Below are 26,600 nucleotides of genomic sequence, written 5' to 3' on the forward strand. Positions count from 1 at the left end.
GGCTCGGTCGAAGAACTCTAGCTTTTAGCTCATGTGCCCGGAGTAGGGCACGACTTCACGTTCTCGCCGTGGTAAGCCTGGAGCGCCCAGGAGCCACCGCCGTTGCCGTCAGAGACCCATACATAGGTCCAAGATTCCTTCTGGTGGTTGATGCACGAGTTGATCGTCACTGAATCACCAGGCTGACCTCCCGACGGGAGAGACGTAATTGGCGGATTTGAACCGATTGCATTGGCGGTCGCCCGGTCAAGCTGCAGAATCGTCTTAGTGACCGTAACGGTGCCCAACTGATCCACGCCGCCGAGTGGCAGCTTGCTGTCTCGACTGTAGTGTTGCTTCATCCAAGCTTTGAGGGCGCTAAGTTCGGGGGAACCAGCGTAGTATGTCGTAGTGGAGGAGGTAATGACCCAGTTGTCCTGCTGCGCAGACGCAGCGCCAGCAACAACGCTCAGGCCAAAGATACATGCGAAGCTCAGCTTTTGAAGAAATACACGGGAGCGCATGGTAGTAATTTCCTTATTGGCGAGGAAGCGGTCGGGTCGTCCGAACCGCCGATAAAAACGCTACTCCCGCGCCAAGAAGGCTGCAATTGATACAAATTGACACATTGAATATGTCTACAAATCGAACCGCTGCGTGAGTTTCAGAAAGATTTGTGAAGCACTACGACCAAACAGTCCTGCAGAAGCGGCGCTATCACACGGAGCGCTCGCAACTGTTGAGCGTTGAATACAAGGCCCGATGTCCCCCCGTCCTGAGTAGCAGCGGGATTTAGAGTCTGGGGTTGATGATATCGGTGTTAGCAAGGTATTTGGCGTAGTCGGCGGGTGTCATGCCGTCGATGGCCTTCCTTGGACACTCCTCGTTGTATTCCCCGCGCCAACGTTCGATCTCGGGCGTGCGTGCAGCAGCGTCGGGAACCAATGTTCGTTGAGGCACTCATCGCGCAGGCGGCCATTGAACGACTCCATGTAGGCGTTCTGGTTCGGCTTGCCCGGTTGGATCAGTCGAAGCTGCACACCACGCCCGTGCGCCCAGCTCACCATCGTCTTGCCGCAGAACTCCTTGCCGTTGTCGGTACGGATCACCTGCGGCAGGCCGCGACTGATCGCCAGGCGGTCCAGGACGCGGCTGACACCATGGCCGCAGATCGCACGTTCCACCTCGATCGCGACCGCTTCATGTGTGGCATCGTCCACGATCACCAACGATTTGATCACCCGCCCATCGGCAGTGCGGTCGAACACGAAGTCCATCGACCATACTTGGTTGGCCCGTGCTGGCCGCAGCAGCGGCTGGCGCTCGCCCACAGGCACCTTCTTGCGCTTGCGGCGCCTGACCTGCAACTGCTGTTCCTGATACAGCCGCTCCACGCGCTTGTAGTTCACCATCTGCCCTTCCTGCCGCAGTTTCAGGTAGATCATTCCGACGCCATAGCGCTTGTGCCGGTGCGCCAGCGCCAGGATCCGCTGGCGCAGGTCGACATTGCGGTCATCGCGCGGGGCATAGCGCAGTGCACTGGCACTCATCCCGATCATTGCCAGAGCGCGACGCTCGCTGGCGCCACGTCCGATCCACTCGCGCACCAGCGCACGACGCGCCGGTGCGCTCACCACTTTTTTCGCAGCGCATCCTTGATCAACAGGAGGAGATCTATTTGCTCCGCTGCTACCGCTATGTCGAACTCAACCCAGTGCGGGCTGGCATGGTTGTCGATCCGGCGGACTATCGGTGGTCGAGCCATTCCTGCAACGGACTCGGCCAAGCCAACGCGCTGGTGCACCCAAATGGGAGCTATCTGGCCATTGCTTCAGCGGGCGAACGCGCAGACCACTATCGCCGCTTCGTCCTGGATGCCATCGACCCGGACGAAACGGTTGCCATCCGTCTCAACCTGCAGCGCCAACACGCGCTGGGCAACGAGCGCTTCCGTGCGGCCATCCAGCGCCAGCTTGGCCGCCGTGTCGGACCCGCTGCGCGAATGGGTAGGCCGCCAAAGGTCAGACCGATAGGGGAGGAAAGTGCACTCTGACCCTGAGGTTTACCTGATGGATTGGCTCGAGCCAGACGTTGGGGTTAAGCTTTTCCTGACGAGCCGAGAGGCACACGGACGGAATACAGCGCATGGAATCATCAACGCCCAATCAACCCCTGCCTGGGGAGTTCTTCATCCTTGAAGCGGGCACCATCAATGGCCCGGTGAATGGGGTGATGTTTGAGAACATCGACCGCTTGCTGTCGCCTCCGCGACTGATCCTGAAGCCCGAAGGTGGCGGCTTCCCGCCGCTGCGCGAAACCCACGTTTGGTCTACAACCCCAGCAAAGGTCCTTTGCCAAAAGACCTGGAGCCCGGCTTCAGTGGTTACTGGCTGGTGTCAGAACGGCTTCATCAGGTCATGATCTCGGTCGATCCCAACGCGTTTGCGTTCGCAGAGGTGGACTACCGTTTGGCCGACGGCTCGAAGGGGCCGCGCCACTTGCTCTGCGACGTAGTCCAAGAAATCGATGCGCTGGACGAAGACGCTTCTAAGCTCTTCATCGACACCACCGAAGACTTCGTTAACGGCAAGTTCTATGACCTGACCGGCGGCGCAAGCATCACGTTCGACCGTGAACGACTTGGTTCGGCACATGTATTTAAAACGCCGTACACAGGTAGGGTCTTCTGCGATCGAGTATTCAAGGATGCAGCCGCTGCCGTAGGCATTGAGACCAATGCCGACGCCGACGGCCTGTGGTTCATTGATGCTTCGGACATCTAGCAGTGCAGAGCGGCGACCAGGAAGGAGCCTAATTCATGCCTCGCAATGGAGCTGTCTTTCAAGACCACCACGCCATCGAGCAGGAGACTCTGGAGTGCAGTCTGCTGGTTAAAGCGCTATCGACATGCGCGGTTCTTCTTGTGGCAACCTCAGTCACTTGACGATCGACAGCCGTCAGCACATCAGCGTGGCGGTGAGGAAGTGTGCATAGCCCCCCATCAACTGATGGATTGGCTCGGGACAGGCTCGGAGGTTAAGCTGTTCCAGCCGCTGTAAACGCACCCTCATGGATGGGACGAAACGTATGCAATCGAATTCACCGAATCAGCCAAAACCAGGGGAGTTTTTCCTGTTGGAAGCTGGTGCCATCAGCGGCCCCGGGCATGGGGTGGTCTTTGTCAATCTGGATAGATTGCTGACACCGCCGCGGCTTATCCTTTGGCCGGACGGAGGCGGCTTCCCTGTGCTTCGTGAAACACCCCAGTTGATCTACAGTCCGAGCAAAGGCGTTCCTCCGCGGGATTTGGAGGCTGGATTCAGTGGTTATTGGCTCGTATCCGAGCGACTTCACCAAGTCATGGTCTCGGTCGATCCCAATGCCTTTGCTTTTGCAGAGGTGGATTACCGCCTCGCTGACGGTACCGCGGGACCGCGCTACTACCTCTGCGACGTGATTCAGGAAGTCGACGCGCTGGACGAGTCGGCTTCCAAGCTCGTCATCGACACAAGCGATGAGTTCGTCAACGGCAAGTTCTACGATCTGACTGGTGGGGCCAGCCTCACGTTCAAACGTGAACGGCTAGGTTCAGCCCATGTCTTCAAGACCCCTTATAACGACACGGTCTTCTGCGACCGGATCTTCAAGGATGCGGCCGCTGCAGCAGGCATTGCCACCGACACCGATGCCGATGGCATGTGGTTCATCGATGCCTCGGACATCTAGCAGCGCTGCAATAGTGACAAGGAAGGAATCTGATCCATGCCCCGCAACGGACCTGTTTTCCAAGATCATCATGCTATCGAGCAACGAACGCTCGACCGAAGCCCGCTTTGGGAGATGTTGGCAGAACGGGGGGGCGCTTGACATCCACGCTCCTGAGAATCGCATCTTTCTACCTGCCGATCCTGCGTTTGCGCACACTCTGGGCATCGTGCCTCATAGCGGCGGGCCTGTCGGTCACCTGATGGGTTGGACCGGGCCAGACGTTGGAGTTAAGATTTTCCTTACCAGCCGAGAGGCTCGCGGAAGGGATGTAACGTATGGAATCGACAACGTCCAATCAGCCCAAGCCTGGGGAGTTCTTCATCCTCGAAGCGGGCACCATCAATGGTCCAGCGAATGGGGTGGTGTTTGAGAACATCGATCGCTTGCTGTCGCCCCCGCGACTTATCCTGAAGCCAGAAGGTGGCGGCTTCCCGCCGCTGCGCGAAACCCCACGTTTGGTCTACAACCCCAGCAAAGGCCCTCCGCCCAAAGACCTAGAGCCCGGCTTCAGTGGTTACTGGCTGGTGTCGGAACGGCTTCATCAGGTCATGGTCTCGGTCGATCCCGACGCGTTTGCGTTCGCAGAGGTGGATTACCGCTTGGCCGACGGCTCGAAGGGGGCGCGCCACTTCTTCTGCGACGTAGTCCAAGAAATTGATGCGCTGAACGAAGAAGCGTCCAAGCTCTTCATCGACACCACCGAAGACTTCGTCAACGGCAAGTTCTACGACCTAATTGGCGCCAGTGTCACGTTCGACCGCGAACGATTGGGCTCGGCGCATGTGTTCAAGACGCCTTATACGCTTGAGGTCTTCTGCGACAGGGTCTTCAAGGATGCAGTCGCCGCCGCAGGCATTGAGACCAATGCCGATGTCGATGGCATGTGGTTTATCGACGCCTCGAACTGCTAGTGGGAAAAAAGCAGCTTAGGAAGGAGCTCGATCTATGTCTCGCAAAGGACCTAATTTCCAAGACCACCACGCCATCGAACAGCAGACGCTGGAGCGAAGCCAACTGCTCAAGACACTATCGGACGCAGGGCGTTTCGATATCCATGCCCCAGAAAACCGGATCTTTCTACCTGCCGATCCAGCGTTTGCGCAGACCCTGGGCGTTACCCCTCATAGCGGCGGGCCGATCGCGGACTACCAGATCGGATTGCAACGGCGCTTGAGACGTTTGGAGTTGTCCCCAGATGGGAGCGGGGCGCTAGGTGGCGATCCGGACGCATTAGTCCGCATTACAGAGCGCGTGGAAACCCTCCGCGACACAGTGCGAGTGGGTCTTATCAATGGCGATTTGCACACCAACGCGCCGCTTGGCCTTCGCGCCGACGATATCCGTCCGAGTGTCCAGAACTTCTTTTACAACGAAGTTGCGTATGGGCAGGCCAATGCAGCGCAACTCCAGGGCCTGCAAGGCTACGCGCCGGTCGATCACGGCTGGGCGGCGGTGACCCACACCGAAGGCCGGGTGGTGAGTACCCTCCAGCACATTCAGAGCGTCCCCAATCCTTTGACCCGTGGTGGTGCGGTCGAACTCCAGCGCCATGGTCTGTCCCAAGCCATCTCGAATGCCTACCACGACGGCCGCTTGACCCTGTCGCCGAGTAGCGTGGTCGTGGTCGAGAACACCTTGGGCGAAGAAGCCGCACGCAACCTCCGCGTGCCCCGCGGCCAACGCGGCGAAGTCGCCATGCAGCTGTTGATGGGCGAGGCGTCCGCCCGCGGTTTGACCCGTGCTGGTGGACTGCTGGCTACGGGCGTGGATGCCGTGATGACCGCGCGCACGGCTTCGGCGCTGATGGAGCAGGGCAACACCACGGCCGCGCAGTCTGAGGTCGATCACGCCATTGCACGCAACGTTGGTGGCTGGGCCGGCGGTGCGGCGACGGCGGCTGCATTGGGCAGCAGTAGCGGGTTCGTGCCCTCGGCGCTGGTGGTGGGCGATGCCATCCTGATGAGCAAGGCCTTCGACAAAGCCGTCGACCTCAACGAGAACCGCGACATCTTCCACCAGACCGACAAGGCCGGGGTGGAGTGGCAGTTCAACGGGCGGGATTGGGAGCGCCAAGGCGCGTTCGACCGCACGCCCGACGGGCGCGACACTCCTGCTCAGGGACCGGTGGGAGCCAGTTACGTCAAATCGCAGGAATTGGGCGCCATGGCGAACGCCAAGGCCGCCGAGTTCGCGCTGGGCAAAGCGCCCCCGCCGCAGGATCCGTTCAACCTCCCGGCCCAGGCCGGCGACCGGACGGGCCTCGACAACCAGAACTGGCAGCGCAATCCGACCACTGAGTCCTGGGAGCGCCAGGTCAAGACAGGCGTGTCGGGTGCCAACGACCATGGCGTCTATGAGCCGCAGGCCGCTACACCAGAACAGGCGCAGCGCCTGAACCAGGAAGCCCTGGCGCGCATCGAGAACAACGTCGCCACCGGCCGCGAGGCCATCGCCCAGGCCTATCTGGAAAGCCATGCCGCCCAGCGCGGGCAGGACTACGGCGTGGGGGTGCCCGCCGCGGTGGAGAATGCCCGGGCCAGGCAGGATCAGGTGCAAGGCCACGACGGTCAGCTTTACCAGCGCACTGCTGAGGGGCAATGGGCCGGGAAGGACGGGATGGCCAGCGGCAACCTGGCGGTGGAGCTGGAGCTCACCAACCAGATGCGCCAGCCGTCCCTGGAGCGTGCCCAAGAAACCTTGGCGGCCATCGAAGCGCGTCCTGCGCCGACGGTGGCGCAGATGGAGCACAACGAACTCCTGCACCGCTATCGGGTTGCCGGCATCGACCTCAACGCCCAGGAAAACAACTTGGAGGCGGTGAAGCTCGCCACCCAGCGGACAAAGGAGGCCGAAGGCCTCACCGGCCGGATGATGCAGCAGTTGAAGCCGAACGAGCAGGGGCAATACGGCTACGACAGCCCGATTGTTCACTACCAGATCGGACAGGACGGGATGGCCCACCAGGTCGCCTTGACCACCCCGGAGGAGTTGCGCCACGCCAAGGCTGAGTTGAGCCAGTCTGCTGTGGCGCACGTGCCGACGCTGGCCACGGTCTCGGTCACCGCACCGGGCCGCAGCAAGCAGCAGGAGGCCGAGCCGGCGCAGGAGAAGAGCGCGCAGGGTCCGATGCTGGCCGACAACCCCGCGCATCCAGACCATTCCACCTACCAGACGATCCATTCCTGGGTCAGCGGAACGGGGAACTGGAACGAAGACGAGAGCCGCAACGTCACCGCTGCGCTCTACAAGCAGCAGGCCGAAGACCCGTTGGTGAAGCGGGTGGACCGAGTGACCGGCGCGCTGGGCAAGGACGGGGCCGAGAGCGTGCTGGCGGTCTATGCGCCGTTCGGCGACAAGCTGCCGTTCTTCCACGCCCGCGTGGATGGGCGGGAAGCGGCCCAGCAGCCAGCAGAACAGAGCCTGGTGCAGGCCGAGCAGATCAAGGTGGAGCAGGTGCGCCAGCAGCAGGTGGAGATGACGCAGCAGCAGACCACGCAACAGCAGGCAGGCCAAAGCCGGTCTCTGTGAGGGCGGCTACCGGCGTGGCACTGCGGTGCGTGTTGCGAGGGGGCGGACCCCGCAGCACAAGGGTCCTGTCTCCGTTGGCCGCGTGGTTCATTGCCTACCGGGCGGTCGTCTCCTTGAGCGCTTGCGCGCCCACCTGGTCCAGGATGCCGCGCGCCGCGCGGGCGGCGGTGTAGATGGCCTCTCCCAGCGCGGGCAGGGTGCGTGGATCCAGATAGGGCGCCGTGCCGGCGGCGAGGATGTCGCCATGCGCGGCGATGGTGCGGATCAGGCCGTCGAGCGCATCGGCCTGGTCGAGGGTGATGCCGAAGACAAAGCGGTTGGACGCCATCTCAGCGATCCTCCGGTGCGTGGTGGGCGATGGCTGCGTCAGTCCTCGCGGGCCACGCTCAACACCAGTTCGCCATTGCGCACCTGCACGCGCAGCGTCTGGCCGATGGCGAAGCCCAGCTGTTCCAGCCAGCGGCCGCGGAAGCGCAACATGGGCACGTGCTGGTGGCTGGTGGGGTAGTAGCCATAGCCCACCGTGCACTGCGTGGGCGGGCGCGGGCGGCGAGGCGCGCGTGACGCGCGGGCCAGCTCGGCGGCGATGGCGGCCGCGGCGTCTTCCACCGACATCATCGGGGTGCACGGTGGCTCGATGTAACGCAGGAACCCGGCCGGCTCGGGCTCAGGTTTGGGCTGCGGCTGGCGCGCTGCACGTTTGCGGGCAGGCGGGGTGCGCGGAGTGGTGGGGCGGGGTGACGGTTGACGCATGGCACAGCCTCCTTGGCAGACAGGAACCCGCGCCGAAGGGCGACGGGATGTCGGGAGGTTAGAAACCGCACACAGCCGGCGGGCTTATTTCCCCGAAGGGTGTTGTATTCGCCGCCCTCCCGACGCAGACAGCGCGTCGGAGTGTGCCTGCGAACAGGCACAAAAAACCCACCGGTTTGACGGAGGTGGGTGCCGCTGTGTGAGGAGTTTCTACGCTCCTTGGAGGGAATGGTGCTACTGGTTTTCGGGGATGTCAACTAGTTTTTGGCTATAACGGGAAAGGTAATTTTTTAGGTGAATCTGACCTCTTATCTAACTGTTAAGCGCCATCCTTTCGCTTTGCCATTCTTTCGATTGCGGCTTGAACCACCAGCTTGGCAGCCTGTCGGCCTTCTTCATTTTGCGACCAAGTTACGCTTTCGCGTGACAACGCTAAGCCAGCGAGAGTTTCGCTCAAGACGACTTCAATGCCACGATCTACGAGCTCAGACGCTTCAACGTAGATGTCAGGTCCGCAGCCAAAATGCTTGCGCGCATGGTCGAGTTCCACAAGGACAACAATAGCGCCAGAGGCAAGGCGGCAACCAAAGCCGTGGGCCCCGCCCATGCCTGGCTCCTCCCAGCTGTCCAAGGGAATCTGTAATCGCTCAGAGAGTTCAAAGATTGAAGTCTGGATGGTGCAGAGTGGGAACTCTACCCGCAGCCTGTCGCCTTTGGAGAGCTTTGATGGTGCCAGCATGGGTCATGACTTTTTGAGTTAAGCCGAGTCGCGAAGAGGCTCATGCTTTAGTGGGTATAATATCTACGCTCATGCCCAATGTCATTGGGGGAAATATATGACGAAAAGTAATGCATCGACCATTGTTGGTGACCAGGGAGTATTGGCTAACGGCGCCATCCCCTATTGGGTCGTACTCATCAATCCTAACAATGGAAAATGGCAGAAAGGGAGCTGCCTCTATCAGAGGAACGGCCTCGACAAGGTGGCCGTCATTCGAGGTGAAGTGCAGCGCTGCGGAAGTGCAAATTTGAAGGGATAGTCCAAGACTGGGATACCTATCCGGCCCTAAGGTCACCTCGCACGGACTAATTTGAATGAACGTGCCATCGACGAACTCTAGAAAAGCATCGAAGCCAACGATAGGCAGAGTTAGGTCGTTCACCCACGCGGGGTGAACTCCCTCTGAACGGAAAAGCCAGAGGTTGCATATATTGTTTTTGAGCAGCGGGTATTTTTCCAGTGACATCCGATTTCCGAATTAAGCGGCGCCGCTAGGTCATTTTAGGTTGAAGGAATTTATACGAAAAAGCACGGTAAACGTTTGTTTCATCGCTGGACCATGCTGCGGAACGCCAGGAATGGCGATGCGAAGGAGTCGGGCCATGTGAGCCAGCGTAGCCCTTTTCGATGGTCAGCACATTCCGAAAAGCTCTCGCCACGTGACCGGAAGATACCGTATTCGCTTGAACAAAGAGGCTAGAGGGAATATAAATGTCAAACGCATATTTCCTCTGGCCCTGAGGTTTCCCCAGCTTTAGTTCTTAGCAATCAAGAGTTTGCAGCGTCTTTGGTTTGCAAAAGCGCGCGCATGGCGCGATCTTCGCGGTTACCACACCAATGAGGATCGCAGACCATGCGCGCGAGCCAAGTATTGCAAAGATGCCTGGAGTCGGCACTGTCGCCGATGCATGCACTACGCCGGCAGACGCTGCTGCTGGCGGTGGAGTCGCTGCTGGCGGGTCGCCGCCTGGTGCTGATCGATCTGGCCCGCAGCTGGTTGGACGCCGAACGTATCCGTGCGCCGCTGAAGCGACTGGATCGGTTGCTGAGCAACCCACGCTTGCACGCCGAACGTGAGCGCCTGTATGGCGGCATGGTGCGCTGGCTGGTGCGCTCGCCCACGCCGGTGATCGCGGTCGATTGGTGCCGCTTGAAGGGCGATGGCCGCTGGCATCTGTTGCGCGCCGCGGTGCCAGTGGGCGGACGAACCTTGACGTTGCTGGAGCAGGTGTTACCGGAACGGGAACTGGCGTCGCCAAAGGTAGAGCGTCGCTTCCTTGAACGCCTCAAAACACTGTTGCCCGAGCACAGCCGTCCGATCCTGATCACCGACGCAGGCTTCCGGGCGCCGTGGTGCCGGACGGTGGAGCGGCTGGGATGGCAGTGGATCACGCGCCTGCGGCATCGCACCCAGGTCAAACCTATCGAGATCCCCGACCAGGCCGATCAGTGGGTACCGTGCCGCGCTCTGTACGCGTTGACCCTGACGGGCAAGTCACGCGATCTGGGCGTGTTCGACGTGGTGCGCAACGAGCCGATTCAGGCGCGCCTGGTCCTGCATGCGGATAGGCCGCGGGGACGGCGGCACACGACGCTCAAGGGCGAGCGCCGCCGCGGCAAGCAAAGCCGGCAGCATGCACAGCGCGAGGCCGAACCCTGGTTGTTGATGGCGTGCAAGGAGATGGCTCACGTCAGCGCCGGGCAGGTGGTGGCGATCTATCGCCGGCGGATGCAGATCGAACTCGGGTTCCGCGATCTGAAATCGCATCGCTACGGCCAGGCCTTCGAGGACAGCCTGACCCGCAAGCGCGAGCGGATCGAGACGTTGTTGCTGCTGCACGCATTGGCGATGTTCGTGTCCTGGCTGGCAGGCATGGCGGCCGAAGCGATCGAGGCACAGGACAAGCTCAACCCTTACCCGACCGCACGCAGGCTCTACTGCCTGGTGCGATTGGGTCAGGAAGCCTTACAGCGAGGATGGTTGGAACGACCGCTCCACGCCATGCTTCACGCGCTACGTCAGCTGTCACCGGAGGCCAGTCAGAACATGCGGTTCGTAACATGAAAAAGTGGGGAAACCTCAGCCTCTGGCCCCTTTTTTTATTGGTTTCGTAGTTCTACAACTCCTGGTCGGCATATGCGTCCAAAATGCGGTCGCGTATGTTGGGGTTGTAAAAGTCCTTTTTGCTGCTGCTAGGGTTGTTGGGGTCGAGTAGGCGTGAGTGGACAAGCCCGCGCTCTTTCATTAATGGCTTCTTGATGGCATGGAACTCGGCGTTGAACTTGATGTCCGGTTTGCGGCGGCGCAACTGAACCTGCAAATCGGCGTAGGACCATGGGTACGTTTCCATCAGTTGGTTTTCGTCCAGCCGTATGGCAAGCGCTTCGGGATCACGAGTGACCTGCACATTGGCCGCCGTGTCGAGGTTTGACCGCCGCAGGCGCACGTCAACGCGCACAGCGACCTGGTACTCGCCATTGGCAGCGGGCTGTGTTGCTGTTGCTTGCAAGCGATCAATCAATCGCTTCTCGTCTCGCGTGACAACAACGGCGCCCACTTCCTCGATGCCGTGGAAGAACGCAACAGGCAGCATCAACGAAAGGGAGGACCCGAAGTCGCGGTCAAACCATGTCTTGCTTAGTGCCACGTAGTTGCGCACGCTCGCGCAAGCCAGTTCAAGCACGTTTCGCTGCAACAGAGCACTGGCGACGATGAAGTGAGTAGCGTTGTCGCGGACATCGATAATCGCTTCTAGGTTCAATGCCACTTCTTGCGGCACACGACTGGCGCGGTCCTGTGCCTTTTCCAATGCGACGACGCACGCACTCAACTGCAATGTCATCGCGTTGCCCGCGCGGTTCTTCTTCACAGTCATGTGCTTGGTGCTCTTCTCGCCACCCTTCAACTGTCGTGGTACACGCACCTGGATGGCTTTGGGGTCGTTCTTTGACTCTTTCAACAACTTCGCCTTTAAAAGCAGTTCCCATGCATTGACGGCGAGGATGCAAAAGGTCTCTTCGCGGTATGAAAAGGTGGGTTTGTTGTAGACCTCAATTGCCGCAAGCATCGCTGCGTGCGACTTTTCAATGAATTTTTGGTGCAGTGCAGCGGCCATCCCTTAGATTCCCTGTTCCTGTGGATGCATCATGATGGTCAGTTGAACAAAGGAGCCAGAGGAAATATCAATGTCAAACGCATATTTCCTCTGGCCCCTTTGTTGGCGTCGGCTTGGACGAATTGTTAGGCGGCAGGCCGGGAGACGAAGGCATAGATTGCTTCCTCTAGGCTGATGTTGCCGCCTTTGATGCGCTCAAGATAGAACGGCGAGAAGTCTTCTTGCCCCATGATTTCCTGGATGTTGCTGCTGGACAGGGTGTAGAAGAAATCACTGGCTGCCGAAGTGGCCACTGGCTGCTTGTTCTCATGATGCTGCTGGGCCCGCGCTAGACAATGTCGGGCGAGCCGCACCGCGTCACGTGCGGCGACAGGCCGCACCAAGTCTTTTGGACTTTGAATCGAGCCATCCGCGAGAACGCCAGTATACATCGATGGCTCGCGGCCGCGGCGGAGGCTGCCCATAAGCTCAAGTGATGTCTCAAGTGCCTCCTCCATGTTGTCTCGCGCCGTCAGGTTCAGCGCAGGTCCGAAGGCAGCGATGATCTTGGACTTGTGATCGAGAAGGTTGTTCCAAGTCTTCTTGAGTACTTGCCGATCGGCGAGGTTTCGACCTGCGGCACCGAATGCTAAGGCAGACTTGCCGATTTCCTCGATGCCCGCAACCGCAAGAAAATAAGCGCGTGCGAAGTGTTCGGCACTTAGCAACGTTTGGGCCTCATCAACTAGCGCCGTGGCGTTATCGAGCGACGCGACCGAAAGCTTTACGAGCGTTTGCTTGTTGAGTTCTCTCATATGCCGTCTAACACCTGAATTAAGCCGGCCCGCTCGATCAACTGCCCGCTCGTGGCCACAACGAAGCGGGCTCGGCTTGAACGAATTGTTAGGCTCCGCGCCCGATGCCCACGCCTGGCGGATAGTTGACGATAATCCGAACGTCAGTGACCGGACATGCTCCATAGACACGCCTCTGCCAGTTCTTTATGAGCCACGAGCGGGATATGGCTTGAACTCTACCCTTTGCTTTGGCTGAGGCGGGAAGGCTCCAAGAAGCCGCTCCTGCTTTGTAGCCCGTAGTCACAACCAGCGCAAAGCCGCTCGGCGATGACTCCGAAGATACAAGCATAAGATCAACCGGCGCCTCGTGAGGCCAATCGCTCTTCAGTAACCGGAAGACCGAACCCCGCCACAGTTCTTCTTCCGGCCAATTGATCAACTTGCGCCATCTCATAAGGGGCCTAGCTACTATTCGACGACAAAATGGTGTGTAAAACAGGTGCGTAGCGCGCCGATACCGCTACCTTTCGGAGCAGCATGCATCGCAAATTCGATCTTTCGCCAGTCCCGCCGTCGCATAATCCCTGCGTCCAACCCCACGGTCGTTCCCCAGTGCATCCCCGCACAAGGCCGACGCTATCACTTGTTGACGGCCGTCACAAGTTAAAGGCCGCTCGGCGTAACCGCCGGCCGCCTTAATTTGTAGACAAGTTCTTTGATCCCGCGCCATCCAGATGTGCCGAATGGCGGGTTTTCTCGCGATGCGTTAGTTACTCGGCGCACTCCAAACCTGCGCCTTAACTCCCCGAACACTCGCATCCGCCGCGCTATCCAGATCGAACACGATCACGCTGTTCTCGCCTTTACGCTGCATCGGCGCCGGGAAATACAACGCCCGCTGCGGCCCGATGTTCCAATGCCGCCCAGGTTATGGCCGTTGGCCCAGGCGAAACCCTTACCAAACGCCTGCATATCAAGGAAGGTGTCGGTGGGCGTGCCGATCTTGACGGTGCCGCGGCGGAAGGCGGGGCCGTCGGTGGTCCAGCCGATGAGCTTGCTCGGGTCGTCCATCGGTAGCGGGAAGGTCTGCCAGCCGGTCAGGGGCTTGCCGTCGAGCAGCACGGGGTCGACCAGGCCGACGCGGCCGTCGGCCAGGTGGACGCCGTAGTTGATCGGCCGCCGTTTTCTCTCAAAACGGGGGTAGGTTTACTTAGCCAGAAGTCGCGAGATGGGCCGTGAGTAGAGCGGCAATGTCATCTGGATAACTCCAAAACTCTTCCTCTAGGGCGTCCCAAGCCGGAGCCGCGTCTTCGCTGATTTCTTCCAGGCGGCTTCGTCGCGCACTACTGTCGCCCGGCGGCCCCTCTTGGCCAAACTCGGTGTTGGCCAGTTCGACGATCTCGGCCATTCTGTTTGCTCCAATCGCGCGTAGCGCGCTCGGCGCCATCTTTGCCTGATCGCCGTAGGAGTTGAAATAGTATTGATCGAAGTCACCATTGTTCACGTCGGCTTCTAGGCCCCAGATGGTCACCAGAAGTCGATCGCAATCGCCAAGCGTGTCAAATCCATGATCTTGGAGCTTCTTTAAAGCAGCGTCAGTAAGCGACTCGACTTCCATGGCGGCCTAGCTTTTGAGTAAATTTATGTCAACGCATGGACGCAGCTTCCACGCCTTCCTGCAGCAGTTCGGCACCTTGGCCTGTCCGATCCTGTTGCGTCTTCCCTGCACAAACCCCTAGTTCCTGAGGTCGACGCTATCACTTGTGGAATGCCGTCACAAGTTCGGGTCGCCGGCGGAACTGCCAGCGGAGAATGTCAGTGAGAGCGGTAGTGGCCGATGCCACCATCCAATGCCGGTCCAAGTTGTGGATGTTCGACCGAGTATCGGTGAGAAGGGACGCTTAACGCCTCGATTGGGCGTTTTTTGGGCTCAGGGTGGCGTGCATTGCTGGTCTTGTGGTCCAGCAGCCAGCCTTTCTTGGCCTGTTGCAACGACAACCCTCTTTCTAAGCACGTCCATGCGTCTCACGAACTTTTCGTTCTCGAATGCAGCCATCCGGGCGTTGTAGCAAACCTCAATCTGGCCGGACTGCACTGTGACCATGACTAGCACATGGCGTCCTGGTGCAGAAGAGTTCCGCTCCCTCTCGGTGAGAGCAGGAAAAGCCCTTGTCCATCGCATACTTGCGAACTGCGTCTACCACCGATTTCCGGGCTTCTGGGGTGTCCGAAACAACGATCCTGCTCTCGAAGAATCCATCGCAGCCGGTGAGCGATATGGCTGCAGCGACGACAAGAAATGGCACTTTCGGTCGCATAAATCGTCGAACTCCTGGACTTATCGGTTGGAGAACGGTGGACGACCGAAATGCCGCGCCATCCGAATGCAGCGGATAGCGCAGCGCGCTGAGTGACTCAACCGCCCGGCGTCGGCGTACTCCAAACCTGCCCCTTAACCCCACGCACCCTCGCATCCGCCGCACTATCCAGATCGAACACAATCACACTGTTCTCGCCTTTCCGCTGCATCGGCGCCGGAAAATACAACGCCCGCTGCGGCCCGATGTTCCAATGTCGCCCCAGGTTATGGCCGTTGGCCCAGGCGAAGCCTTTGCCGAAGGCCTGCATGTCCAGGAAGGTGTCGGTGGGCGTGCCGATCTTGACGGTGCCGCGGTGGAAGGCGGGGCCGTCGACCTTGGCGGTGGTCCAGCCGGTGAGCTTGCTCGGGTCGTCCATCGGCAGCGGGAAGGTCTGCCAGCCGGTCAGCGGCTTGCCGTCGAGCAGGACCGGGTCGATCAGGCCGGCGCGGCCGTCGGCCAGGTGGGCGCCGTAGTTGATGCGGCCGCTGTTCTCCACCAGCACGTCGAGGGTGTGGGTGCCGGCGGGGATGTCCACGTCCACGGCCACTTGCTGCAGGCGGCGCTCGGCGCTGCCGGCCAACTGGCGATCGACGTAGACGCGGGCGTAGTCGCGCACGTCGCCCAGGTACAGGCTGCCCTTGCGCGGGCCGGTGACGGTGGTGCGGTAGAGGATGTAGCCGTAGGCCTGGCCGTAGCGTTCCATCGGCTGCGGGGTGTCGGTGGTGGCGGCCGGCGCGGGCAGGTTGTCCCACAGCGAGGCGGATTCGCGCAGCGGGGTGGCCGGCAGCTCGGCGAAGCGGATCGGGGTGGGCAGGGCGGGCGGCTGCACGCCGGTGACGCGGGCGATGGTGTCGCGGAACAGGGCGAACTTGGGGGTGGGCCGGCCGGCTTCGTCCAGCACGGCGTCGTAGTCGTAGCTGGTGGTCTGCGGGACGTAGTGGTCGCTGGCGTTCTTCTGGAAGTTGGCGCCGTTCATGAAGCCGAAGCTGGTGCCGCCGACGAACATGTAGAGGTTCGCGGAATGGCCCTGGCGCAGGATCCATTCGAATTCGCTGGCCTGTTTGGCGGCATCGGTGTTGGCGTGTTTGTCGCCCCACTGGTCGAACCAGCCGGCCCAGTATTCGCCCACCATCTGCGGTTGGCCGGGGCGGAACTTGCTCAGGGTCTGGAACGCTTTTTCGGCGTCGCCGGGGCCGAAGTTCACCACGGCCAGGGTATCGGGCAGGGTGCCGTTGGCCAGCACGTCGGCGCCGTCGGCGGTGAACAGCAGGGCCTTGTCGAAGCCGGCCTTGACGAACATGGCGCGGTTGGCCTGCATGTAGACGTGGTCGTCGTCGTAGGAGCCGTATTCGTTCTCGACCTGGACGGCGATGATGGGGCCGCCGTTGCGGTTGAGCCTGGGCTTGACCTGCGCGGCGACGGCGTCGAGGTAGGCCTGGCTGGCGGCGAGGAAGCGCGGGTCCTGGCTGCGCACGCGCATGCCCGGTTCGGCGAACAGCCATGCCGGGTAGCCGCCGGCTTCCCATTCGGCGCACACGTAGGGGCCGGGGCGCAGGATCACGTTGAGGCCCTGCGCGGCGGCTTCGTCGATGAAGGCGGCCAGGTCGTTGTTGCCGCTGAAATCGAACTGGCCCTGGCGCGGTTCGACCAGGTTCCAGAACACGTAGGTCTCCACGGTGTTCAGGCCCATGGCGCGCGCTTTCTGCAGGCGGTCCTTCCAGTAGGCGCGCGGGATGCGCTGGAAGTGGATGGCGCCGGAGATGATCTGGTAGGGCTTGCCGTCGCGGGTGAACTGCGTGCCCTGGGTGGCGAAGGCGGGCCAGGGCGCGGTGGCGTGCGTCGGCTGTGCGGATGCCGGCAGGGACAGCAGGAGCGACAGGGCAAGGGCGGACAGGGAGTGGCGCAGCATGTTGGGTCTCTGGCGGTGGTGGTTGGGCGTTTTGTAGCAGCGGCTTCAGTCGCGACCGGGCGTTACGGGTAAGTTTCGGTCGCGGCTGAAGCCGCTGCTACAGGGGCGTGGGGTGGATCAAACGAAGGAGGGCGGCAGATCTTCCTTGGCTGCGCCGAAGGCGGGATTCGGCTTCGGGCCCATCTCCAGTTCCAGGGTGCCGCCGGCGGCGAGGTCGGCGTGGCGCAGCCAGCTGCGCGTATACGGCTTGCCGTTCCAGCGGGCGCGCTGGATGTAGACGTTGGCGGCGCTGTTGCCGTGGGCGACGACGCTCAGGGTGCGGCCGTTGCCGACGTCGACGTCGGCGCGCTTGAACAGCGGGCTGCCGAGCACGTAGGTGGCGCTGACCGGGTCCACGGCGTAGAAGCCCAGGGCGCTGAGCACGAACCAGGCGCTCATCTGCCCGCAGTCCTCGTTGCCGGACAGGCCGTTGCGTGCGTCGTGGTATTGCTCGCGCAGCAGCCGCCGCACCATCGCCTGGGTCTTGTACGGTTGCCCGGCGTAGGCGAACAGGTAGGCGACGTGGTGGCTGGGTTCGTTGCCGTGCGCGTACTGGCCGACCATGCCGTCGATGTCCGGCGGCGCGTCGGCCGGCAGGTCGGAGCTGGTGGAGAACAGTTCGTCGAGCTTGGCGACGAAGCCGTCGCGGCCGCCGAACAGCTCCATGTAGCCGTACAGGTCGTGCTGGTTGAGGAAGGTGGCCTGCCAGGCGTTGGACTCGGTGAAATCGCGCCATTTCGTGATGTGGCCCATCGCGCGCGGATCGAACGGCGCGGCCCAGTCGCCGTTGCTCAGCCGCGGCTGCACGAAGCCGCTCTTGCGGTTGAACACGTTGCGGTAGTTGCGCGAGCGTTCGCGCAAGGCGCTCGCTTCCTTGGTGGCGCCGGCGGCCTGCGCCAGGTGCGCCACCGCCCAGTCGTCGTAGGCGTATTCGAGGGTGCGGCTGACCGCTTCGTCGACGGTGTCGCTGGGGATGTAGCCGCGCTTGCGGTATTCGTCCAGGCCGTGTGTGGTGTCGTCCATCGCGCGCTTGCGGTAGGCGGGCCAGGCGGCGGCGTAGTCGATACCGGTGAAGCCCTTGGCGTGCGCTTCGGCCAGCACCACGGCGGAGTGGTAGCCGATCATGCAGCCGGTTTCGACGCCTTGCAGCGGCCAGATGCCGACGCCGTCCGGGCATTCGTTGGCGCCGCGCACCAGGCACTGCACCAGGTCGGGCACGCGTTCCGGTTGCACCAGGGTCAGCAAGGGATGCAGCGCGCGGTAGGTGTCCCACAGCGAGTAGGTGCTGTAGTTGTGGTAGCCGGCGGGCGCCTGGTGCACCTTCAAATCCATGCCGCGGTAGCGGCCATCGGTGTCGCTGAACAGGGTCGGCGCGAGCAGGCTGTGGTACAGGCCGGTGTAGAAGATGCGCTGCTGCGCGTCGTCGTCGCTGTCGATGCGCACCCGCGCCAGTTCCTTCTCCCACGCGGCCACGGCGGCGGCGTGTACGCGCGCGAAATCGAAGTCGGGCAGTTCGGTGTCGAGGTTGGCCAGGGCGTTGTCGGCGCTGACCGCGGAGATGCCGACCTTGACCAGCAGCGGCGCGTCGGCGGCGTCGGGGTAGTGCAGCGCCACCTTCAGGTGGGTGCCGTCGGCCTGGTGCGCGCCGGCGGCCAGCGGCTGGTCTTCGGAATAGAGCTGGGCCTTGGCGAACGGCCGCGACAGGCGCATGGCGAAGTAGATGTAGCGGCCCGGCGCCCACTGGTACACGCGGCGCCCGCCGGTTAGGGTGCGCGCATCGACGATGCGCAGTTGCGCGTCGCTGACCCGGGTGGCGATCTCCGGCTTGTCCTGCATGCCGTGGCACAGGTCCAGCAGCAGATGCGCCGGCTTGCCCTTGGGGAAGTGGTAGCGGTGCAGGCCGGCGCGCGCGGTGGCGGTCAGCTCGGCGTGCACGCCGCTGTCCTTCAGGCGCACCCGGTAGTAGCCGGGCGAGGCGGCTTCGTCGGCATGGTCGTAGCGCGAGCGGTAGCCGGCGTCCGGATCCTCCAGCGTGCCGGGGACCAGCTTGACCTCGCCGGTGGCCGGCACGACCAGGAAATCGAGCAGGTCGCCGACGCCGGTGCCGGACAGGTGGGTGTGCGAGAAGCCCATGATCGAGCCGTCGGACTCATGGTAGCCGGAGCACGCATCCCACACTGCGTTGTAGGTGTCCGGGCTCAACTGCACCATGCCGAACGGCAGCGTGGCGCCGGGGAAGGTGTGGCCGTGGCCGCCGGTGCCGATGAACACGTCGACGTGGCGGGTGAGCTCGGCCTTGGCGCGCGCGTCGGCGGGCAGCGCGTAGCTGCCGGCGCGCGCCTGCGCCAGGCGGGCGATGCCGCTGCTGCCGAACAGGGCCAGGGCGATGGCGCCCTGCAGGAAACCGCGTCGTGTGGCCATGGTGCTGTCCTCGATAGATGCAGCGGAGAGGTTGAGGTCTGGGAACTGCGGTAGGGCGGGCTGTTGTGGAAGGGACTTCAGGCCCGACGCTTTCTCGGTAATGCCCGTCGGGACTGCAGTCCCTCCCGCAAGGAGCCGCGAGCGGATCAGCGGCGCAACAGGTGCGGCTTGCGTTGGTGCAGGTCGATGATCAGTTCGCCGAACAGGGTGTTGGCCCAGGCGAACCAGTCGCGGGTGAATGTGTTCGGGTCGTCTTGGTCGAAGGCCTCGTGCATGAAGCCGCTGCCGGCGTCGGTGTTTTTCAGCCAGGCCAGGCATTGGCGGATCTGCGCGTCGTCGTCGCTGGCCAGCGCGTACTGCATGATCGACATCGGCCAGATCATGCGCAGTCCGGCGTGCGGGCCGCCGACGCCTTCGGCGGCGCGGCCCTTGAAGAAGTACGGGTTGCGCTCGCTCCACGCCAGCTGGCGGGTGCGCAGGAACAGCGGGTCGCGGCGGTCGCAGCAGCCCAGGTAGGCCAGGCTCAGCAGGCCAGGCGCGTTGGCGTCGTCGATGAACAGCTGGTTGCCGTAGCCGTCCACTTCGTAGGCCCAGAACGCCTGCCCGTCGGCATCGCGCATCTGCCCGAACCGGCGCGTGGCGGTCTCGACCTCGTCGGCCAGTGCGCGGCATTCGCCGGCGAAGGCGGCATCGTGGTGCAGCGCCTGGCTCATCGCCGCCAGCTGCCGCAACGACGTCACCGCGAACAGGTTGGCCGGCACGAACAGCGGATACACGCAGGCGTCGTCGGAGGGACGGAACATCGAGTGGATCATGCCGTTGGGCCTGGTCGGCTGGCCGTAGCCTTCCAGCACCAGGGTCTCGGTCGCCAGCGGCGAGGGGCGCTGGAAGCTGTAGGGGCCGCGGTCGTGCAGGCGCTGCTGCTCGCGGAAGGTCTTGACCACCACGTGCATCGCTGCGCGCCAGTCGTCGTCGAACGGCGCGGTGTCGCCGCTGGCGCGCCAGTATTCGTGCGCCAGCCGGATCGGGTAGCACAGCGAATCCACTTCCCACTTGCGCTCGCCGACGCCGGGCTTCATGTCGGTGATGTCGGCCACCGACCACTTCAGGCGCTGGCTCTTGCCGTCGGGCAGGAACGCGTTGGCGTAGGGGTCGAGCTGGATGCAGTAGGCCTGGCGCTGGATCAGGCCATGGAACATGCGCCGCAATGCGGGATCGCGTTTGGCGAGAGGGATGTACGGATGCACCTGCGCGGAAGAATCGCGCAGCCACATCGCCTCGATGTCGCCGGTGATGACGAAGGTGTCCGGCTTGCCGTTGCGGGTGCCGGCCTCGACGGTGGTGTCGAGCGTGTTCGGATAGCAGTTCTCGAATAGCCAGGCCAGGCGCGGATCGCCGATGCCGGCCTTGACCGTGCGCAGGTGTCTTTCCACCGCGGCGCTGACGAAGCGCCGTTGCGCCGGGGCTGGGCGCTTGCTGGGCAGGCCTGCCGCCGCTGCACCGGACGCGGCGAAGCCGGGCACGGCGCTGGCGAGCAGGCCGGCGCCGGCTGCGCCGCCGAGCAGGTGGAGGACCTCGCGGCGGGTGACGCCGGGACTCGGGACTCGGGACTCGGGACTCGCCGAGTCACTGCACGGAAGCATGGACGTGGAATCTTGGGGCATGGCGTGAACGAACTCCTGCAATAAGCGTTGCGATGTGCTGTGCTTTCCCGAGTCCCGAGTCCCGAGTCCCGAGTCCCGACGTCACCGCGGAATGGGCACCGTGCCCTGGATCGAAAACGCGGCCTCGTCGCCGGGCGCGCCGGTGCCGGGCTGGCCGCCGCCGACGAACACGCGGTAGTCGCCGGGCTGCACCGCGCGCTGGCCGGCGCGATCGACGTCGCTCAGCTGCCGCGGCGCCAACTCGAAACTCACTTCGCGCGTTTCGCCCGGCTGCAGCGTCACCCGCTGGAAGCCGACCAGGCTGCGCAGCGGCGACTGCGCGCGTTGCGGGTATTCCAGGTACACCTGGACCACTTCGTCGCCGGCACGCGTGCCGCTGTTGCGCACCTGCGTGCGCACCTGCAGGGTCGTGCCGGCCTGCAGCGTCGTCGCCGACAATTGCGGCGCGGCGTAGGCGAAGCGGGTGTAGCTCAGCCCGCTGCCGAACGCGAACAGCGGTTCGCCCTTGAAGTAGCGGTAGGTGCGGCCCTTCATGTCGTAGCTGACGTAGGCCGGCAGGTCCTTGGTGGAGCGGTAGAAGGTCACCGGCAGGCGGCCGCCCGGGTTGACGTCGCCGGCCAGCACCTGCGCGATCGCGGTGCCGCCGGACTGCCCCGGATACCACGCCGCGACGATCGCGTCGGCATGCTGCTTGGCCCAGTTCAGCGCCACCGCGCTGCCGCTCATCAGCACCACCACGAGCGGCTTGCCGCTGGCCTTGGCGCGCTCCAGCAGCGCCTGCTGCGGTGCGGGCAGGGCGAGGTCGTTGCGGTCGCCGCCGTCGAAGCCGGGCACGTCGATGCGCAATTCCTCGCCTTCCACGTCCGGCGACAGGCCGACGAAGGCGACCACCGCATCGGCCTGCGCGACCGCGCGTTCGGCCTCGGCCAGCTGCAGCGCCGGCGGCGCCAGCCATTCCAGGCGCAGGCCCTGGTCCTGGCCGCGGTGCTCCAGTTCCAGGCGGATGCGGCGCGGGCGCGCATCGTCGAAATGCAGCGCGGTCTCGACGTTGCGGCCGTCGGCGTTGTGCATGCCGGCGGGCAGGTGCTTGTCCTCGGCATTGCCGGCGACGACCAGCTGGTCGTCGATGTACAGCCGCACCGGATCGTGGCCGGTGCAATCGAAGCAGCGCGCCACGCGCACCGCCAGGGTGTAGTCGCCCGGCCCGGGCGGCAGCAGCTCGCCGCTCCAGCGCACCGAGTAGCGGTCCTTGTCCACGCCCTTGGCCGGCGCCACGTGGTCCCAGTTGAAGCTGACCACGCGGTCCTGGCGTTGCGTGCGCGGCGTGCCGGCCAGATCGACGTTGTCGAAATACTCGCCACGCAGGCCGGGCTTGCCGTCGCTGCGCAGGGCGGTCTCGGGGATCATGCCGGGCACGCCGGCGGCGAGCGGGGCGCCTTGCGCGTAACTGACGTTCGCGGCACCGAAGCGTTCGCGCAGGCCCAGCAGCGGCGTCACCGGCGCGGCCGAGGTGCCCTGGTAGTTGGCTTCCAGCGCGGCCAGCGCGTCGGCGTTGGGGCCGATCACCGCCAGCCGCAGGCCCGGCTGCAGCGGCAGCGTGGCGTTGCGGTTCTGCAGCAGCACCAGCGATTGCTGCGCGGCCTGCAGCGCCAGCGCGCGGTGCGCGGCGCTGTCCACGTCCTTGGCGCCCAGCCGCGCGTACGGGTCCTTGCGCGGCGGCTGCAGTTCGCCGAGCCGGTAGCGCGCGGCGAACAGCCGCACCAGCGAGCGGTCGAGCGTGGCTTCGTCGGCGTCGCCGCGCTCGATCGCCTTGTCCAGTTCGCGGTAGGCGTAGCCGCAGTTGAGGTCGTGGCCGGCCTTGAGCGCGGCGGCAGCCGAGCCGGCGTTGTCGGCGCGGAAGTAATGGAACTGGGTCATGTCGTCCACGGCATCGCAGTCGGAGACCACGAAGCCCTTGAAGCCCCAGTCGCCGCGCAGGCGACCGTTGAGCAGCCAGTCGCTGGCGCAGGCCGGGGTGCCGTGCAAGGAGTTGTAGGCGCACATCACCGAGCCGGCGCGGCCGTCGACGATGGCGGCGCGGAACGCCGGGGTGTAGGTCGCCTCCACGTCGCGCGGCGACACGTCCACGTCGAAGCCGTGGCGGCCGGGTTCCGGGCCGCTGTGCACGGCCAGGTGCTTGGGCGTGGCGATGGTGCGCGGGTGCGCCGGATCGTCGCCCTGCAGGCCGTGGATGAAGCCCACCGCCAGTTGCCCGGTGAGGTAGGGATCCTCGCCGTAGGTCTCCATGCCGCGGCCCCAGCGCGGGTCGCGGAAGATGTTGATGTTCGGCGACCAGATGGTCAGCCCGGCGTAGCGCGGGTGGTCCTTGCCGGGGCCGCCGGCGAGATTGAACTTGGCGCGCGCTTCGGTCGAGGTCACGGTGCCGACCTGCTCGAGCAGGTCCGTGTTCCAGGTCGCGGCCAGGCCGATCGCCTGCGGGAACACGGTGGCGTAGCCGTTGCGGGCGATGCCGTGCAGGCCCTCGCTCCACCACTCGTAGGCCGGCACGCCCAGGCGCGGGATCGCCGGTGCGTCGTTCATCGCCTGCGCGATCTTTTCCTCGCGGGTCATCTTCGCCACCAGCGCGGCGGCGCGGTCCTCGGCGTCGTCGGCATGGGCCAGGGGGAAGGTGAGCAGTCCCAACACGCATAGCGCCTGTGGGAGGGACTTCAGTCCCGACGCTTTGACGGTACCGTCCTGTCGGGACTGACGTCCCTCCCACAGTGGCGCAGGCTGGCTGCTCTTTCCGGTCCGCATCACTTCGCCTCCGCCGGCTCGGGTGGCGCACCGGCCAGGGTGGCTGCCAGATCGCGCACCTGCAAGGCGCCGCGCAGCTGTTCCAGCGTGGCGGCGCTGCGCACGTGCACGGTCAGCGGCTCGCCCGGCAGCAGGTCGAAGGCGTTGTCGGACAGCGTGGCGTCCAGGTCGCCGAACGCCAGCCACACTTCGCGCGCCAGGGTGTTGCTGGTCAGGGTCAGCGCGTAGCCGTCGCCGTCGGCGCGCAGCTCGCTGCGGATGTTGGGGCTGGGCAGGTGCAGATTCTTGGCCGCATCGAAGAACACCAGGTTGCGCGACAGCACGCGCGCGCCGTCTAGCAGTTCGAACACCGCGAAGCTGCGCAGCGGATCGGCGCGGCGCAGCAGCTGCGCATCGCTGAAGCTGCCCACGCGCACGCTGGACAGCGGCGCCAGGGTCACCGGCTTCTCGCTCTTGCTCAGCACCTTGCCGGACACGTCCATCACCCGCATGCGCCAGCGCGCGGCCAGCGGCGTGGTGCGGTCGGAGACCAGCGTCACCTCGGTCTGGCCCTTGTCGTTGCGCAGCGCGGCAATCAGCTCCGGCGCGTAGAAGCGCTTGGCGTGGTAATGCAGCGCCTTCCAGCGGCCGAAATAGTCCAGGCTCGACCAGGACGCGCCCGGCCACACGTCGTTGAGCTGCCAGTACAGCGAGCCCATCGACTGCGGCCGCGACGCGCGCAGGTGCTCGGCGGCCAGGGCGATGCCCTCGGCCTGCATCAGCTGGCTCAGGTACACGAAGCTCTCGAAGTCCTTGGGCTCGCCGAATGCGCGGCGGATGTACAGCAGCAGGCGCTGGTTGCCGTTGCCCTTGTCGAACTTCTGGTGCGCGCGCATCACCGGCGATTCCGGCTGCAGGTCGCCGGGTTCGGCGAAGGCGCGGATGGTGCGCATCTCCGGGAACGACTGCAGGCCGTATTCGGACATGAAGCGCGGGGTCACGTTGAGGTAGTCGGTGACCGGCAGCGCCGGGCCGCCCCACACCTTCCAGTAGTGCATGTCGCCGTCGTCGGGCTGGTCGGCGGCGCCGTCGAAATCGGTGCCGGGCGAAGTGGCCCAGTACGGGGTGTCGCTGTCGTACTTGCTCACCGCCTCGCGCAGCACGGTGCCGAACAGGGTGGTCATGCCGCGCTCGATGCGGCTGCGTTCCTCCGGATCGATCGATTGCTTGAACTTGACCCGGTCGCCCCAGTTTTCCCAGCCGGTCTGCACTTCGTTGTTGCCGCACCAGATCACGATGCTGGGATGGTCGCCCAGGCGCTTGACCTGCGCCTCGGCCTCGGCGCGGGTGTTCTCGCGGAACGCCACGTCGTAGGGCGGGATTGCGCCGCCGAACATGAAGTCCTGCCAGATCATGATGCCGAGACGGTCGGCGTCCTCGTAGAAGCTGTCCGGCTGGTAGTGGCCGCCGCCCCACATGCGCAGCATGTTCATGTTGGCGTCGCGCGCCGATTGCAGGATGGCGTGCCGCCGCGCGTCGTCCACCCGGCTCGGGAAACTGTCGAACGGGATCAGGTTGGCGCCCTTGGCGAACACCGGGATGCCGTTGACCACGATCGCGAAGCCCTTGCCCCACTGGTCGGTGTCGCGGCGCAGCTCGACGCTGCGCAGGCCGGTGACGCGCTGGGTGGCGTAGCTGTCGCCGGCGGCGTCGCGGATGCGCGCCTTGAACGTGTACAGGTCCTGCTTGCCGTAGCCGGCGGGGAACCAGCGCTGCGGCTTGGCGATGCGCACCGGCACGGTGAGCGTGTTGCTGCCCGGATCGAGCACCGACTTCTGGCTCAGCTGCGCCACGCGCTGGCCGTCGGGGCCGAGCACGTCCAGCTCCAGTTGCACCTCGCCGCTGCGGCCGGCCTGGACTTCCAGTTGCGCGAGCAGTTGCGCCACGTCCGCATCGACGCGTTGCTGGGCGACGTGCAGGCCTTCCACGCGCAGCGCGTCCCAGGCTTCCACGCGCACGTCCTGCCAGATGCCGGCGGTGACGATGCGCGGACCCCAGTCCCAGCCGAAGGTGTACGGCGCCTTGCGCACGTAGGTGGAGCTGTGCCGCGCCACCGGTTCGTCGCCGAACGCCGAGTCGTAGGCGCCGGGCAGCGCGTACGGCTGCTTGGCCAGCCACGGCTGGATCTTCTTGATCGGCGAGAACAGCCGCACTTCCAGTACGTTGTCGCCGCGCTTGAGCAGCGGCTTGGCGTCGACGCGCCACTGCCGGAACATGTTGTCGGCGGCGAGCAGCTTCTTGCCGTTGAGATAGACCTCGGCGAAGGTGTCCAGGCCGTCGAACACCAGTTCCACGTGCTCGCGCGCGAGCAGCGCGGCTTCGGCCTTGAAGCGGGTCTGGTACTGCCAGTCGCTCAACCCGGCCCACTGGATCTTGGCTTCGTTGTCGCGATAGAACGGGTCGGGCACCACCCCGGCCGCGATCAGGTCGGTCTGCACCGTGCCCGGCACCTGCGCCGGCAGCCACTGCGCGGCCTTCGGGAAGTCCTTGGCATGCGCCTCGCCCGGCGCCAGCCGCACCTGCCAGCCCTGTTGCAGCGACAGCGTCGCCGGCACCGCCGCCTGGGCCAACATCGGCAGGCCCATGGCCAGCAGCAGCCCGAGCCGGGCGGGGAAGCGCGCGCGCGGCGCGGAACGGGGACGGCGGTGCGGCTGGGTCATGCGTGGGTCTC

At 64.1% G+C, this 26,600-nt stretch carries 16 protein-coding genes and 3 pseudogenes; 5 read left to right on the forward strand and 14 right to left on the reverse strand.

The genetic code is table 11. From position 1 onward, the window contains the following. Positions 1-29: 29 nt before the first annotated feature. Positions 30-503: a hypothetical protein gene (locus NRY95_06630; protein ID UYC17627.1), complete on the reverse strand. Its 474-nt coding sequence runs from the start codon at positions 501-503 to the stop codon at positions 30-32. A 268-nt stretch (positions 504-771) separates the two neighbouring features. Continuing rightward, a pseudogene (locus NRY95_06635) lies at positions 772-1,672 on the reverse strand (IS3 family transposase). A gap of 539 nt (positions 1,673-2,211) precedes the next feature. Between NRY95_06635 and NRY95_06640 the strand changes: the two are divergent. From NRY95_06640 to NRY95_06655, 4 genes and pseudogenes are all read left to right on the forward strand, one after another. After that, a pseudogene (locus NRY95_06640) lies at positions 2,212-2,762 on the forward strand (DUF1629 domain-containing protein). Positions 2,763-3,066: 304 nt separating this feature from the next. Next, positions 3,067-3,705 carry a DUF1629 domain-containing protein gene (locus NRY95_06645; protein UYC17628.1) on the forward strand — a complete coding sequence of 213 codons (639 nt, stop codon included), beginning with the start codon at positions 3,067-3,069 and terminating at the stop codon, positions 3,703-3,705. 317 nt (positions 3,706-4,022) lie between these two features. Beyond that, entirely contained in the window at positions 4,023-4,658 is a 636-nt protein-coding gene (locus NRY95_06650; GenBank protein ID UYC17629.1) for a DUF1629 domain-containing protein, read from the forward strand. 34 nt (positions 4,659-4,692) lie between these two features. Then, entirely contained in the window at positions 4,693-7,275 is a 2,583-nt protein-coding gene (locus NRY95_06655; GenBank protein ID UYC17630.1) for an AHH domain-containing protein, read from the forward strand. 94 nt (positions 7,276-7,369) lie between these two features. On the opposite strand, the gene NRY95_06660 is transcribed toward NRY95_06655, so the two are convergent. From NRY95_06660 to NRY95_06670, 3 genes are all read right to left on the reverse strand, one after another. Beyond that, positions 7,370-7,603 (reverse strand): hypothetical protein, encoded by a 234-nt coding sequence (locus tag NRY95_06660; protein UYC17631.1) that lies wholly within the window; start codon positions 7,601-7,603, stop codon positions 7,370-7,372. A gap of 38 nt (positions 7,604-7,641) precedes the next feature. After that, entirely contained in the window at positions 7,642-8,028 is a 387-nt protein-coding gene (locus NRY95_06665) for a type I toxin-antitoxin system SymE family toxin (protein ID UYC17632.1), read from the reverse strand. A gap of 319 nt (positions 8,029-8,347) precedes the next feature. Further along, on the reverse strand, positions 8,348-8,767 hold the full coding sequence (locus NRY95_06670) for a hypothetical protein (GenBank protein ID UYC17633.1): 420 nt from the start codon (positions 8,765-8,767) through the stop codon (positions 8,348-8,350). Positions 8,768-9,662: 895 nt separating this feature from the next. Between NRY95_06670 and NRY95_06675 the strand changes: the two genes are divergently transcribed. Then, the gene (locus NRY95_06675; GenBank protein UYC17634.1) at positions 9,663-10,874 is read left to right on the forward strand and encodes an IS4 family transposase; all 1,212 of its coding nucleotides are present in this window, start codon (positions 9,663-9,665) and stop codon (positions 10,872-10,874) included. A gap of 52 nt (positions 10,875-10,926) precedes the next feature. Here NRY95_06675 and NRY95_06680 read toward each other — a convergent pair whose 3' ends face one another. From NRY95_06680 to NRY95_06720, 9 genes and pseudogenes are all read right to left on the reverse strand, one after another. Beyond that, entirely contained in the window at positions 10,927-11,925 is a 999-nt protein-coding gene (locus tag NRY95_06680) for a DUF3644 domain-containing protein (protein UYC17635.1), read from the reverse strand. 125 nt (positions 11,926-12,050) lie between these two features. After that, complete coding sequence (locus NRY95_06685; GenBank protein UYC17636.1) at positions 12,051-12,719, reverse strand: AbiV family abortive infection protein; 669 nt, start codon at positions 12,717-12,719, stop codon at positions 12,051-12,053. A 748-nt stretch (positions 12,720-13,467) separates the two neighbouring features. After that, positions 13,468-13,874: pseudogene (locus tag NRY95_06690) on the reverse strand (beta-galactosidase). 37 nt (positions 13,875-13,911) lie between these two features. After that, positions 13,912-14,319 carry a DMP19 family protein gene (locus tag NRY95_06695; GenBank protein ID UYC17637.1) on the reverse strand — a complete coding sequence of 136 codons (408 nt, stop codon included), beginning with the start codon at positions 14,317-14,319 and terminating at the stop codon, positions 13,912-13,914. 797 nt (positions 14,320-15,116) lie between these two features. Next, positions 15,117-16,970, reverse strand: coding sequence for a beta-galactosidase (locus NRY95_06700; protein UYC17638.1), 1,854 nt, complete (start codon positions 16,968-16,970; stop codon positions 15,117-15,119). A gap of 117 nt (positions 16,971-17,087) precedes the next feature. Next, complete coding sequence (locus NRY95_06705) at positions 17,088-19,430, reverse strand: GH92 family glycosyl hydrolase (protein ID UYC17639.1); 2,343 nt, start codon at positions 19,428-19,430, stop codon at positions 17,088-17,090. A 146-nt stretch (positions 19,431-19,576) separates the two neighbouring features. Beyond that, positions 19,577-21,073 carry a glycoside hydrolase family 125 protein gene (locus tag NRY95_06710; protein UYC17640.1) on the reverse strand — a complete coding sequence of 499 codons (1,497 nt, stop codon included), beginning with the start codon at positions 21,071-21,073 and terminating at the stop codon, positions 19,577-19,579. Positions 21,074-21,175: 102 nt separating this feature from the next. Next, positions 21,176-23,890 (reverse strand): glycoside hydrolase family 3 C-terminal domain-containing protein, encoded by a 2,715-nt coding sequence (locus tag NRY95_06715; GenBank protein ID UYC17641.1) that lies wholly within the window; start codon positions 23,888-23,890, stop codon positions 21,176-21,178. Then, positions 23,890-26,589, reverse strand: coding sequence for an Ig-like domain repeat protein (locus tag NRY95_06720; protein ID UYC17642.1), 2,700 nt, complete (start codon positions 26,587-26,589; stop codon positions 23,890-23,892). Before NRY95_06720 ends, NRY95_06715 begins: the two co-directional genes overlap by 1 nt. Positions 26,590-26,600: the final 11 nt, after the last annotated feature.

Source organism: Xanthomonas campestris pv. phormiicola, assembly GCA_025666215.1.
Taxonomy (GTDB): domain Bacteria; phylum Pseudomonadota; class Gammaproteobacteria; order Xanthomonadales; family Xanthomonadaceae; genus Xanthomonas_A; species Xanthomonas_A campestris_A.